This window comes from uncultured Gilvimarinus sp. (assembly GCF_963975215.1).
Taxonomy (GTDB): Bacteria; Pseudomonadota; Gammaproteobacteria; order Pseudomonadales; family Cellvibrionaceae; genus Gilvimarinus.
The window spans coordinates 1-13419 of record NZ_CAXBFW010000002.1 but is presented as its reverse complement, the minus strand read 5'-3'; the positions used below and the strand labels follow the sequence as shown (position 1 = coordinate 13419).

8 protein-coding genes and 1 pseudogene are annotated in these 13419 nt (G+C 52.1%); 1 reads left to right on the top strand and 8 read right to left on the bottom strand.

The features are described from left to right. Positions 1-93 precede the first annotated feature (93 nt). Entirely contained in the window at positions 94-999 is a 906-nt protein-coding gene (locus tag AAC019_RS01940; protein ID WP_339896876.1) for an aspartyl/asparaginyl beta-hydroxylase domain-containing protein, read from the top strand. Here AAC019_RS01940 and pabB read toward each other — a convergent pair. The 8 genes and pseudogenes from pabB to AAC019_RS01900 all read right to left on the bottom strand — a co-directional run bounded on the left by pabB (position 976) and on the right by AAC019_RS01900 (position 13347). Then, positions 976-2391: an aminodeoxychorismate synthase component I gene (pabB, locus tag AAC019_RS01935; protein ID WP_339896875.1), complete on the bottom strand. Its 1416-nt coding sequence runs from the start codon at positions 2389-2391 to the stop codon at positions 976-978. The two genes, AAC019_RS01940 and pabB, sit on opposite strands and share 24 nt — an antisense overlap. A 79-nt stretch (positions 2392-2470) precedes the next feature. Then, a complete protein-coding gene (locus AAC019_RS01930; RefSeq protein ID WP_339896874.1) occupies positions 2471-5584 on the bottom strand; it encodes a glycoside hydrolase family 15 protein in 3114 nt (1037 codons plus the stop codon). Between the two features lie 349 nt (positions 5585-5933). Beyond that, entirely contained in the window at positions 5934-6191 is a 258-nt protein-coding gene (locus tag AAC019_RS01925; RefSeq protein WP_339896873.1) for a transposase, read from the bottom strand. A gap of 161 nt (positions 6192-6352) precedes the next feature. After that, entirely contained in the window at positions 6353-8239 is a 1887-nt protein-coding gene (locus AAC019_RS01920) for a metallophosphoesterase (protein ID WP_339896872.1), read from the bottom strand. Positions 8240-8384: 145 nt separating this feature from the next. Continuing rightward, positions 8385-11150 carry a TonB-dependent receptor gene (locus AAC019_RS01915; RefSeq protein ID WP_339897109.1) on the bottom strand — a complete coding sequence of 922 codons (2766 nt, stop codon included), beginning with the start codon at positions 11148-11150 and terminating at the stop codon, positions 8385-8387. Between the two features lie 45 nt (positions 11151-11195). Beyond that, positions 11196-11642: pseudogene (locus tag AAC019_RS01910) on the bottom strand (STN domain-containing protein); the annotation flags it as partial. Continuing rightward, positions 11617-12666, bottom strand: coding sequence for a FecR family protein (locus AAC019_RS01905; RefSeq protein ID WP_339896871.1), 1050 nt, complete (start codon positions 12664-12666; stop codon positions 11617-11619). The pseudogene AAC019_RS01910 and the gene AAC019_RS01905, both read right to left, overlap by 26 nt. Before the next feature lie 9 nt (positions 12667-12675). Continuing rightward, on the bottom strand, positions 12676-13347 hold the full coding sequence (locus AAC019_RS01900) for an RNA polymerase sigma factor (protein WP_339896870.1): 672 nt from the start codon (positions 13345-13347) through the stop codon (positions 12676-12678). Between the last annotated feature and the right edge of the window lie 72 nt (positions 13348-13419).

Below are 13419 nucleotides of genomic sequence, written 5' to 3'. Positions count from 1 at the left end.
CCCTGGAGTTAGTTGGTTGCGGCAGCAGTTTTGAGTATTATACGCGCCCCAGCCGCTGTTGGTGTGTCGCTGGCGGTCAACTAAGAGGTCTGTATGGCGGTAATCATTGGCTTAGTCATTGTCTATATTTTGTGCATTGTGTTTGTGCGCACCCGCAACCGCGAGACTTTTCCGCTCAGCCGGCAACTGTCCGATTTCTCGACCTTTATGGTGCCCTTTAACCTGCCGGCTTATGGGTTATCTAAGGTGCCGACCACGCCTCGTGTCAGCATTGAGCACTTCCCTGAGCTGGCGGTGATTCAGGATAACTGGGAGGTGATTCGCGACGAGGCGCTGGCCCTGTATGAAGGCGGTAACATTACGGCTAAAGATGACTTGCCCGCCAGCAGTTTTTATAAGGACAACCGCTGGACCAGCTTTTACCTAAAGATGTACGACCACCGTATTCCATCGGCCCACGAGCTAGCACCCAAAACCATGGCGTTGCTGGAGCAAGTGCCTTATTTAAATCTGGCGCTATTTGCGGTATTAAACCCCGGTAAAAAACTCAATAAGCATCACGACCCGTTTGCTTACACTTTGCGTTACTCGTTGGGTCTAAGCACCCCCAATAGCGAAAAGTGCGGCTTAAAGGTGGACGATGCCCACTATGTTTGGCGCGATGGCGACAGCATCATTTTTGATGAAACCTACCTACACTCGGCCTATAACGAGACAGATACGCCGCGTATTATTTTGATGACGGATATCGACCGGCCGTTAAAATTGGGTTTTGTGCAAAAAGCTTACTGGCACTTTGGCCGCTTTTTTAATCGTTTGTTTATGATCGATAACGTCGATGCCAGTAACACAGGGATTGGTAACAAACTGGGGCAGGGGTTGCTCAGTTATCAAAAGATGCTGAAGTCGATCAAACGCAAGAACAAGTCGCTCTACTATGCCGGCAAATGGCTGGTAATCGGGGCCTTGTTGCTGCTAATCGCCAGCGCTATTTGGTAGCTCTGGCGCCGGGCCAAAAGCCTCTTCCAGGGTGCGCAGTAACAGGGCCACCTTGGTAACACTCTCCTGATACTCACTTTCGGCATCCGAGTCCGCCACGATGCCGCCCCCACCATAGCAGTGCAGCTGCCCTTTGTTGCAAATGACCGTGCGGATGGCGATGTTGCTATCCGCCCCGCCGCAGGCACTAATATAACCAAGGCTGCCGCAATAGGGGCCGCGTCGGTAGGGCTCTAGCTCGTCAATAATTGCCATTGCCCGCACTTTCGGTGCGCCGGTAATCGAGCCCCCCGGAAACGCGGCTCGCAATACATCCAACGCGTTTTTGTTTGGGCGTATACGGCCGGTAATGGTGCTGACTAAATGATGAACATTGGCAAAGCTTTGCAGCTCAAACAGGCGAGGGGTTTTGACCTCGCGGCAGGTTTTGCTCAAATCGTTACGCAATAGGTCGGCGATCATCAAATTCTCAGCGCGGTCTTTGGCGCTCGCCGATAGCGCGGCTTGGTTTTGCTGGTCTTGCTCGGGGGTGACGCCTCGGGCGATGGTGCCCTTGATAGGGCTAGTTGTGGCTTTGCCATCACGGCAGGCGATAAACCGCTCGGGCGACAGGCACAGAATGGCCCCCTCGTCTAATGGCATAAAGCCGGCGAAGGGCGAGGGCAGCTTGGCGCGCAGGGCCAGGTAGCCGGCCAACGGATCGCCTTGGTACTGACTGCTAAAACGCTGTGCGAAGTTAATTTGGTAGCAGTCACCCTCCAGTATGTGTTTTTGGATTACATCGAATTTTTCAAAGTAATGCTGTTTGTTAGAAGATTCTTTGAAGTTATTGATAGTAAAGCTTTTGTTTGTCTTTTCTAGAAATGACTTTAAGTTTGTGGGTGCCTGCAATAGTGCCAGAATCGGTCCGATATCGACTTTGGGCTGCGCTACGAATAGCGTTTTTTGGCGCAGGTGATCGGCAATAATCGCCCAGGGGTAAATACCAAAATGCATGTCAGGCAGTGAAATATCAGCTTTGGCGTGAGCGGGTATCGACTCCAGCCGGCGGCCTAAATCATAGCCAAAATAACCCAGCGCCCCGCCGCAAAACGGCAGTGGTTCGCCGTCGAACTCAGCTTGGGGGCAATGGCTCGGGAGTAGCTCTTGCAATAGCGTAAATGGGTCGGCGTGACTTTCCCGGCGCGAGTCGCCCTGGATAATGATGCTGAGCTCGCCGTGGGTGCTGATGCGCGTATCCGGGGCCGCCGCCAGAATATCGTAGCGGCCGAGCTGGCTCATGGGCTGACAGCTATCAAGCCAAACCGGGTAAGGCAAGGTTGTGAGCATGGCGAAATACGCCACGCTGTCTTGTTGGTAAGGAAGTTCTACTACCTGAGGGCGGTGGGGCATGTCAGCGAGCGTTACCTAAAGCGAGCATTAGGCGGGCATTGTAGCGGCGCGCTCGCGTCGAGCCAACCTGTCATTGGCGTTATTCCGTGGTAACAGGTTGGCGAGTGGCGGCCGTCGTGCTGCCGGCTTCGTTGGCCAGCGCTTTCATCATGTAATCTTGTAGTACTCGCGGCGATTGCTGCAGCAGTAAATCGATGTTGCGATTATTGCCACACACACCCTCGGTAGCATCGGACCAGAGCCTTGCGGCCTCTTCGAGCAGCCGGCTAAAAACCACCGGGCGCTCGAAGTAAGCGTTGGGGTTTAGCTGGCAATATAGCGTATAGCAGTGCAGCGCCTCGACCACGGCACTTTTGTAGTAGCTCGGGTGTAGCGACTGGGTTAAGTGATCGATAAGCTGGGCAAAGCTCTCTTCGCCAGAGGTCATGGAGCTGCGGATAAGCTCGCAGTCGAGTGAGTACTCATCGCTATCGCTATCGCCAAAAACCAAGGTGTTGGCACTGGCTAAGCTCTGCCAAATGGCCTGTAGAAACTCATCGTCAAAGCGTGTAATAAAGCCGCGGGCCAAGCGCCACTCAAACCAGTCGGCGCCCACTGCGTTGGCAGTAATAGCATCGCTGCCCTGCAGCAGTGAGGATTGCTCGTGGCCCAAATGAAAGCTGTGATTAACACCCTGAGAGAAGACTTTGCGCTGAGAATCGAGCACCTTGCGTAGCTTGTTGTACAAATAAGAGGGCGATTGCGTGGCGAGCCACTCTATGGGTGAAAGTGCTTCATTGTCGTAATGCGAGCAGAGCAAAATAAAGTTGTGCAGTGCGATTGAGCGCAAGCCCTCAAACAAATAGGGGCGGGTGCGCAGCAGGCCGCCAATGGCTATGATGGCCTCTTGCGCCAAAGCGCGCTCTAACGGGTGCGATAAAACTTTGTGTAAACCGTCGATAATTTCATTATTGGTTAGCTGCGAGTTTATGGTCAGTTCGCTATCGTTATCTTCACCGATGGTGATTTTTAAGTGCCGCGCCGCCAGTAGCGTCAGGCTGTTGGCCAGATCGTTGTGGCCGTGTTGCAGGTGCGCAAAACAAATACGAGCCAGTGCCCAGCGATTGGTTTGTTGCGCGTAATGCGACAGTGATGTCAGTAGCTCGCGCAACGTCAAGGTGCCATCGTCCGCGGCGCTATCACTGAGGTTGCGGCCCATCATGGCGCGCTCAAAAGCTCGGGTGAGTAAGCTGGGGTTATCGCTGTTAACGCTGTCGAGCAATTGCCGGGCGTTGGCGGTTAGCGGCGTGTCGCTAAAGGGGCGCTGCGTTACAACCGGTGTGCGTTGGGTTTTTACCGGCGTTAAGCAAAGCTCGGGCAGTACCAGCTTAGTCGCCCGCGATGCGCGCAAGGCCAGGCTTGCCGATGCGTTGCCAACATGCTCGTGGGTGGTGCGCAGCTGTAAATCTTTAAGTGCTTTAAATAAGATATCGGCGTTGGGTACAGCGCAAAAATCGGCACTGATTTTTAGGGTAAAAACCGCCACTTCGGGGTCTATCCAGTGTTTGCGAATATGGTTGATTTCCGATATCAGGCAGTCGGCAAAAAATTCCGCATCAAACAGCCGGTAGTCGTTTTCTTCACTTTGTAGCCACGACAGGCACAAGCAAGATTTGTTGTTGATTTTAAAGGTATGTGAGGTCGCCAGGCTTTGCAGGCGCCGCCGCGGCCGGCCACTTAGGCCGAGCGATTCATTGGCCCCGACGCGGGTGTATACCTCTACCAAATGCGGCGCCGTTAACACCGTTATGGGTTTTATATCCTCCAGTGACTCGGCAATGACCCCGTTTTTAGCCAGAGTTGTTTTTACATCATCGCTCTCGGCGAGCACCACCAGCGCAATTTGCGCCTGTGAAAAACGCGTCGAACGGCGCCGAATGTACAGCGGGTCGAGATCTTCAGAGTTAAGGTAGCCCTCGTCCAATAACAGGCCGGTGTAATATAGGCTTTGCGCCCACACCAAAGGGATGTTCTCGTTGGGCTGGCGCGGTTGCGAGCGCGGTTGTTTTTTCTCGGCGGCGATGTGCTCTTTGTCTAAGAAGTAAAGCTCGGGAATCAAACCGATGCCGTCTTTGGTCACCATGAGCGATTCAATCTTTTTACGATAGTGGGCCGCGGTTGTGTGTAAATCGTCAAACAGCGCATTGATGTACAGATAGGTATAAAACAGCGGCCACTCGGACTCGATATGCTCAAATTCGGCCAACTCGGAGTGCTCGTAATAAAGCCGTGAGTTCTCTTCGATGGCGGTTTGGTGGCCGTCCCATAAAAAGCGCTTGCAGCCGAAGTTGCCGCCGAGTTTGGACAAAATAGTGTCGCGGGTTTTGGTTAGCAGCTCGACCCGGCCCACCGCAAAAGCGGGAAAGCCGATAACCGATAAAAGGGCGCTGTCTACCTCTTTGGATAGCGACTCGCGCGGCAGCAGGGCGCCCAGGGTATTGCGCGCTAACGATACCGCGTCGGGCACGACATGAATAACCGCCCGCTGGGTGGCGTAGGGGCCAAATAGATTCAGCCCGTCCAGCGCCTGCAGGGCCGCCTTGGCCATGCCCACGGAGCTGGCGTTGATTTCGGTGAGGCCGTTATTAATCTTGTTGCCACGCTCCCAGATACCAAAGTCGGGCGTGCGGTAGGCGCTGGAGATGTAGTAAACCAGGTTCTGCACAAAATCGACTTCACTGCCGGTGCACACAATGCGTAAACCTGATGCTGACATTTGCGCCAGCATTAACAAAAATATGGAGGTGGCGTCTATTTGTAAGTGGCCCCAGGCGTCATCGGCAACGACGGGTAAGCCGGTGGCGGTATCGTATTTGGCGTGTAAGGCGTCATAGGGGTCTAAGGTGTGCTTAAACTTTTCGACCTTGTCCGCCTGGCGCATCATCGATTGCAGCAAGCCGCGCATCAACTTGATGGTCGACTGCTGCAGCAGATCACAGCGGTTTTTTTGCCCGGCGCGGTCCATGGCAATGCTCAGCGCCCATACGCTCATAATAGAGTAAACGTTATCGCGCACCCAGGCGTCGGTGTAATCGCCGTGGTGAGTCGAGGCGGTGCTGGCAGGCAAAAGTCCTGTTACCGGGTGCTGACGCGAGAGAATTACGGTTTTTACCTCGCGGTAAATTCGCTCTAATGTATCGTTCTGCCGTTTCATGGTGTATCTGTTTCCGTCGGTCCGCTGGGTAGTGGGTGCGATTAGCCGCTGGCGTTGTGACACGCCGGCTCTTCGATTGCCAAGCAATCGGCAAGCCAATCGACGCTGCGATCGAGTGTAGCGCCGGTATCTGTCGTGAATATGACGAAATGGAAGGATGTTGTACGCGTTGCGCTCAGTATAGTGCGAGACGGCGGCCTTTGTACAAGCGCTAAAAAGCTAAATATTTGAATTTACGCGGATCACGTGGGGGGCTGAAGGCGCAGGCAGCTCACCGATCTGGCGGTCGGCTTACCTTAGAGGGCGCCCGCAGGGGGCATACGCTTTATTTTAGGGCGCTTAGGGCGGGTTACTCAAACTGCTTGAGGCGCTTTTTTAGCTGGGTGTTCTCTTGCCGAAGCCGCTTTAACTCTTGCTGTAAATCGTTTATGGCGTCGACGCTGCGGGCCATAAACTCTCGCCGCCAGCGGTATATGTTAGATTCACGTACCCCCGTGCGTTTGGCGACTTCGGTTGGGGTTAAGCCGTTATCAAGCAGGTTTAACGTGCGTTGTTTTAGCTCGCAGGTATAGTGATTGCGCTTTTTAGGTTTTGTCGGTAATCCCACGTGTAACGTCCCTGTAAAGTGTGGCTCTTGGCGTGCTGAGCGCCAGTTTACCCAATAGTACGACTGATAACCACTATCAATGGGGCGCCACACTTCAAGTGAGTCAAAGCCCCGCGCGCGCTGGTGTGATGCCCGTACAATATCCCGTTACAACGGTCGGCCTAGGGCGCCGGTTTGGCGGGGGCAACCCTTGTCAGCTGGCCTTTGTTTAGGTCAATCATAAAGTGGTTGTCAGGCTCAGAGTCGAGAAACCCCATAAGAATATCCAGCACGCCGGCCACGAGTTGTTGATGACGGGCAATCAGCGGTGGCGCATCGGCGGTTTTTTGCGCCTGCAATACGGCCTGCTGGTACATTGATGCCAGAGTGCGATACTCCGTCAGGCGCTTAGCATTAATATCTTGCCGGGCCAGATATCCGCCATTACGCAGTTTGTAAAAGTCGACCAGTAAGTCGAAACCGCTTAGCTCTGAAAACTCTTCAGGCTGTAGCTTTTGCTCGGCAAGGTGCCACAAGGTTGTGTTTTTTAATTCAGCTATTGTTGCTACATCCGGGGGCAGTGGCGCGTCTGCCGGTAGTGTTGCCAGCGTGGCCAGATCCCGGAGGGAGTTGTGATTAAAAATCCGGCGCAGGTCGACGGGCCACTCCTGAGGTAAAAAGCGTAAACGGACCAACTCGCGCAAGTGCCTTTGGGTGTAATCGTTGTAGTTGTTAGCCTCCAGAATATCGTGGTTCCAGATTTTATCCGGGTGGTGTTGCCTAAGATAGTCATACTCGCGCTGATAATGCGGGAATAGCTCTTTAAACCTTGGGACCTGATCGATGCGAACCGTGCTTACCTCTACCTTATTGTCTGCAAGTAGAGTAAGCACTTTGTAGGCCGGTGGATAAGCCGCCAGGCTTGGCGCCTGGATGTTAAACAGGGTTTGCCCTGTGGCGCTGCGGTAAATGCCGGTGTCATTCATATGCATATGGCCGGATACGTGAAGCGTCAGTCCCGTTTGGGCTAAGCGATCGCTGGTTGTTATGCGAGGCAACCGCTGAGCCTGAAAGGCCTTTTTGCCAAACAGAGCCGCTAGCTTTGGTGCTTGTTGATCGTAGAAGTCGACCATTGGAAAGTGGCTGAAAGAGACGAGCTTTTTGCCTCGCAGGTTTGCTTGTTGCACCACCTTTGCTATCCAGTCCAACAGGTATTTTTTATCGTGGCTGACGGCGTTATAGCCGGCATTGCCAGAGCCTGAAAACGCGGTTGGCTCATGCCCTTTATTAAAGTCAGGTTGATACACGTTGGCATCAATGGCGAGTAACCACAGCCCTGCCACAGGCTCTACCAGGTAACTGGTGTCGGGTAAGGTTACACACCGCCCTTGCTGACTGGCGGTGTTTTTATCGCAAACGTTGTAGTGCCGCCCTGTTAAGGGGCTGGCGCTATGGGCTTTACCGTAATCGTAGTTGTCGGGTGTATAGTCGCTAAATGGTGTTTCCCAATACAGGTAGTGTGATTGCGGGAAAAGACCTGTGTTTTTCATTGCCTGAGCCACGCCGTGATACCCCAGATGCCGAATGCCCGGGGCACAGATAAGCGTGTCTGACTGGCGCCCGGTTTTATTCTGGCAGACGTCGGTCTCCGGGCTTTGTATCGATATTTCACGGCCATCGGCCTGTAAAAAATCGCTTTTCCCCCCGGGGGTGTCAAAGGGCCGGACCGGATCGTGATTGCCCGGTGTGGCAAAAAACTGTACGCCGTACTCCCGGCTATAGTGGTCGAGTATTTTGGCTAATGCTTCAAGGTGTATGGGTTGTCCGTCGTCGCTAAAATCTCCCGGTAGCGCGATATAGGTTATGCCGCTTTTTACGGCGTCATCCAGTGCGGCCAGCAAGGCGAAGTAGTTTTCATTAAATAAGCGGGTCGAGTGCAGTTGCGCGGCCATCGTTCTAATCGTTGCTTTTTTGCCATGGCTATCCGTGGGAATGCCCGTAAAACCGTCAGCGCTTAAGTCGGCGTAAACATCGTGAAAGTGAATGTCGGGCATAAATGCAACGCGCAAGGGGGAATCGCTTGGTTTTGCCTGTGAGGTTGCGCTAAAAAGTATGAACAGAAGAAGGGTTGTACTATTAATTAGGCCGTGTCTCATGGGATGCTCGGTTGAAATAATAAAAAAGGCACTTCCCTGTGCCGCAAGATGCCACAGGTTAGAAGTTGGCGCGAACGCCTAAGGTGTATCGGCTTCCCGAGACTTCGTACATAGTCGGGAATCTAGGGTCCATGGTGTAGCCTTTGGTTTCTTCGTCGGTGATGTTAATGCCTTCCAGCGTCAATTTAATGTTGTCTGTTAGGTAGTAACCCAGGGAGAAATCTAACTGCCCATAAGAGTCTCGGTATACCGGGTACATATCACGCTCGATACGCTCTACATATTTATCTTTGTAGTTATAAAGCAGGCGTGCGTCGAATGTATCGTTCTCGTAGTAGGCCACTAAGTTGTAAGTGTTTTCGGCCAGACCCTCGGGCGCCGTGGGAATGTCGAGGTCGGATTCGCCGGTTAATGAGTTATCCAAAATTGTATAGTTGGCATTGATGCCAAAACCTTCCAGGGCCTCGCTAATAATCGTTAGCGGAAACTGCGCGACCAACTCAACGCCCGAGACATCGTAAGAGCCGTCGGCATTAACCTTTTGATACACCTCAAAGTCGTACACGCCATCGAGGGTGCCATTATCATTGTACTTAGTAACGTCGGATACAGTACCGGTAAGGGATTCTCGCACTACACCTTCGATGGTTTTCTCAAAGTACGAGGCGGAGAAAAGCCCGCCGTTATCCAAATAGTACTCCAGGCCCATATCCCACTGATCGGCGTAAGTGGGTTTTAGGTCTGGGTTACCGTCACGGTATTTAAACTCATTGACACTAACGGTGCGCTTATAGGCGATGTCGGTCAGGGCAGGGCGCATCAGAGTTTGCGAGGCGGCGGCGCGAAACATTAAGTTTTCGGTTAAGTCCACCATCATGTTAAAACTCGGCAGCAGGTCATCATAGCTGCCCTCTTTTGAGATGGGGGCCGACGTGTAACCTGTGGAGCCGTCGGAGTTTTGCACTTGGTGGAAGCCCGATGATAATACCGAGGTGTCTACGTATCGAGCCCCGATGTTAATCAGCGTCGGAAAACTGGCCAGGTCAAACTCAAAGTCGGCCATGGCGTAAAGGCTTAGTACTTCTTCCTCGACCTGGTAATACTGGTCCGGGGCGTAATCGACATGAAAGCCGTTGTAGCGAAATTCGCTGCGGGCATACTCGTTGGAGATTTGTGCCCAGGTGGGGCTGTAGGACAGCTCCGGAAGGTAATCCCCACCGGGAACCAGATCGTCAATAGCGGTCAGCTCGCTGTCTTGCAATGTGCGCACGCCAGCCCAGCTCGAGTCATCTTCGCTCGCCCCTTTTACTTGCTTATCTCCCTGATCCCGCTCTTTGCTTTTATCGGTATAGCGTGCGCCAAACTGAATATTGGCTAAGGCCGGTAAGAAATCCAGATGCATCTCGCGCCTGATGTCCAACTGCGCTGCGTACTTGTCGTCTTTGATGTCTTCCAGCGTTACCTCGTAAAAGTCAAACAGGTACGTCGAAGGCGCGTTGTACATATCAATCGATGCTGGGTCTTCACTCATTACGGTTTGACCGCCCTCTGCGGTGTAGCGCGTGCGTGAAGGGGCATAAGAGGTATGCTTTAGGTTGGTGCGATCCGAGAGTTTATCGGCGCCGGAGTAACCCACCAGGCCATTGATGTCCCAGCCACCGAGAGACCAATCGGCATCCAGGCTGAATTGCTGGTAGTCAGTCTCATTGACGTTTTCTTTGCTTAGAAACTCATGTTGCGTTAATGCATAGGAGGTGTCTGTCAGCACGGTAATACCGTGTTGCCCCAGCGTCGTGCTGTCGTAGTCGTGAATACGGGCCAAAGCGCTTGGGCTAGAGGCTGAATAAGCCGCTGCATCATATTCGTCTTCAGTGGCGTCGTACTTACCGATCAGGGCGTCGAAGGTTAACGAGAAATCGGCGCTGGGTTGGTACTGAAGCGAGGCGGTAGCGCCCCATTTTTCCTGCTCATTCAAATAGGAGCGGTCGCCCGCTTTATTGATAAACACCACGCGGCTGGTTTCATCGCTGTCAAAGCGATCATTAATCACGATGCCGGTGTCGCGTTCCAGTACCGCAGCCGTTTGGTCGGATTGATGCTGAGATGAGCCGGTTTTTTCCAACCAGCGGGAAAGAGGGCGAAAGTCCACCCCAGAATTGGCGTCGGTGCGGTTAGTGCGCTGTGAGCTGGAAAATGACACCAGTGCACCCCAGTCGCCCACCGTGTTGCTGGCCAGCATGGAAAAATTGGGGTCGATCTCTTCGGAAATCGAGTTGTAGGCGCCTTCGGCAGAGACAATAAATTTACGGCCGCTGTAATCAAAGGGGCGGGCGGTTGTAATCTCAACCGTACCGGCAATGCCGCCTTCTTCATCGGCTGCGGTGGGCGATTTTTTTACGGTAACTTGCTGAATGATGTCAGAGGCAAAGCTGTCAAACTCAATGTCGCGGCCGCCGCTGCCTGATGCTGTTGCCAAATCGTTAATGGTGACGTGGGTGAACTCGCTGGGCAAGCTGCGCACGCTGACTTTGTTGCCCAGGCCTTTATTGCGCTCAATGGTGACACCTGGTATCCGCTGTAAGGCTTCGGCCAAATTTTGCTCGGGGAAGTCGGCAATATCTGATGCAACGACAGAATCTGAAAAGCCAACGCTGGTGCGCTTAATTTCAACGGCTTGCTCCAGGCTTCTCTGATAGCTGCCGGTGATGACAACCTCTTCAATTGCGTCACTTGTGAGCGTTTGCTGGGCTTGTGCCCCCGAGTTGCTTACCATGGCGGTAAGGAATGCGATGATGCCTGAAAGTTTTTTCTTCTCTAAATTCACTGGTTCTTCCTCGCCTGACGATCTGCTGTCGTTAGCAGTTATGGTCAATATCCGGCTATCGATAAATACCGGCGTTAATCCGGTTCCGGCGAGAACTTGAGCGATGGCTTCGGTGACAGAGTAATAGCCTGTTACCTGGTTTGTTTGTAGCCCATTTACAAGTTCTGCCGGAAATAAAACCTGAAGCTGTGCTTGTTGTGCAAATAGCTTCAAGCTTTGATTTGCCGGTAGTTGTTTAATGTCAAACTGATGACGCTGTTGCTGATGTTGTTCGGCCACTGAACCCTTAACAGGCGAAGCGGCGCCACTCTCAGCGGCTGCGGCCAGCAGAATAACGGCGAGACATTTTCGGCTTAGTTGGCGCGCTGCGCTAACCGATAGGTCTCGTGTAAAAGGACAGGCGAGAAGAGAAAATCTACCAGTGTGATTCTGATAAAAATGATTTTTTTTGCTATTTTTAATGTATCTACTGATTGGCACGATGATCGTCATTTTTCTTTAACACAACAACGTTATCATCCCTGGTTTGCACGTTAATATTAAAGCTCAGTTGTAACACTTCCAGCATGGAATCCGTTTCTCCTGCTTTAAAGTAGCCTCCAACTTTTAGTGATTTAAGGTCTTCATCGGCAATAATAATTTTTCTCTCTGTGTAGCGAGACACTTCGTCGATAGCTTGTATTAATGGCGTGTTCTCGAACGAGATCATGCCGTTAGTCCACGATAGCTTTCGCTCGACTTCTTTAGGGTTAAATTTTTCGGCTATGTTAGTCTCGGCGGTCGACGCAATGGATAATTGCTCACCGGCGGAAACCATTAGCAGTACCTTATCGGCGCTTACGTCAGCTTTTTTAGGCTGTGCGTTTTTTCTGTTATCGACGCTGACCTGACCCTCGGTAACGACTAGGTCGGCCGCATGGTCGGATTTTCGAATATTAAAGGCTGTTCCGACAGCGGTAACGACTTTGTCGCCCACCTCGACAGAAAAAGGCCTTTGTTTATCTTTTGCAACCTTGAAGTGAGCTTCACCTTTGTGGAGGGTTACATGTCGCTGTTGCGCCGTATAATTAACGTCAATGTTAGTGTTTGTGTTTAGTGATATGACAGAGCCATCGCTAAGGGTTACGTCACGTATTTCACCAATAACGGTGTGATAGCTCACCGTCATGGGAGGATTTTGACCGGGTGATGTAAGCCAAAAAAGGCTCCCGACAAATACACAGCAAACAACGATGCAGGCGGCAATCGCCCCTCGTGGCCACCCGATAGCTTGATTGCTTGCCTCTGTATTATGCTCGCTGATGCTAACTTCAGTAATGCTGGGCAATTGGTCGGCAAGCCCCCATACCTCTGCCAGCTCTATAAACTCGCGCTCGTTTGTTTTACTTTGCGCCAGCCAGATTTGCAGGGCTTTTTTATCGGCCTTACTAAGGTCACCTTTATCCAGTTTGATAATCCATGCCGCCGCTTCTTGCTGGACTGAGGTTTTGCTTTTAAACGGTTTAATTATGCTCATGCGATTGATTTAACGGACGTTGTTATTAATGATTTTAAGGGGAGGGCGGTTGTGCGTCTTTAGTGGTTGATCGAAGTGGCCCAGTTGCTTAAGCGCTTCTTTGCATTCAATCATGCCCTTGGCGAGATGTTTATCAACGGTGCTGACCGAGATGCTCAATTTTTGTGCTATGTCGGCGTTGGCTAACCCTTCGATTTTTTTCATAATAAATACGCGGCGGCACTGGGATGGAAGCTGGTTAATGGCCTCGCAAAAGTGTGTAAATCGCTGTTGTTGTTCGATCTGGTCATCGAGGTTAATGGTTGTGGGAACATTCTGATCGTCGATCATTGCCTCAAATTGGTCGCTTAGGCGGGTGCCTGACCGGTTTTTTTCGTTTAACGCCAGGTTGCGCGCCACTTTACATAAGAAGGCTCTTGGGGCCCGTACATCGCCCAGACCGCCACGCTCAGCAATTTTTACGTACACTTCCTGAACCAAATCATCCACATCGTGACTGTTTTTAAAAAACGACGACGCGTACTGACGAATAGCTTGAACATGGTTAAGAAAGGTAGTGCCTGTCGGCTCTTGCTTGGATTGGCGAGCCTGGAGCACAGGTTCGTTTCTTTCCAAATACGACATATCTAAGGAAGCCCCCAAATGGCTGCCAGCCTCTACATAGAAACCGGTAAATAACACCTAGCAGGCTGTTGAATAACCCCTTACGTACTCAGGCTTTCAGGCTGGTTCGTAATCTAGGCGCCATTTTGA

What these genes read in the sequence shown, in the direction of transcription:
- AAC019_RS01930 (WP_339896874.1), bottom strand. Translation starts at nt 5,584, where the DNA reads ATGAAACGGCAGAACGATACATTAGAGCGAATTTACCGCGAGGTAAAA.
- AAC019_RS01940 (WP_339896876.1), top strand. Translation starts at nt 94, where the DNA reads ATGGCGGTAATCATTGGCTTAGTCATTGTCTATATTTTGTGCATTGTG.
- pabB (WP_339896875.1), bottom strand. Translation starts at nt 2,391, where the DNA reads ATGCCCCACCGCCCTCAGGTAGTAGAACTTCCTTACCAACAAGACAGC.
- AAC019_RS01905 (WP_339896871.1), bottom strand. Translation starts at nt 12,666, where the DNA reads ATGAGCATAATTAAACCGTTTAAAAGCAAAACCTCAGTCCAGCAAGAA.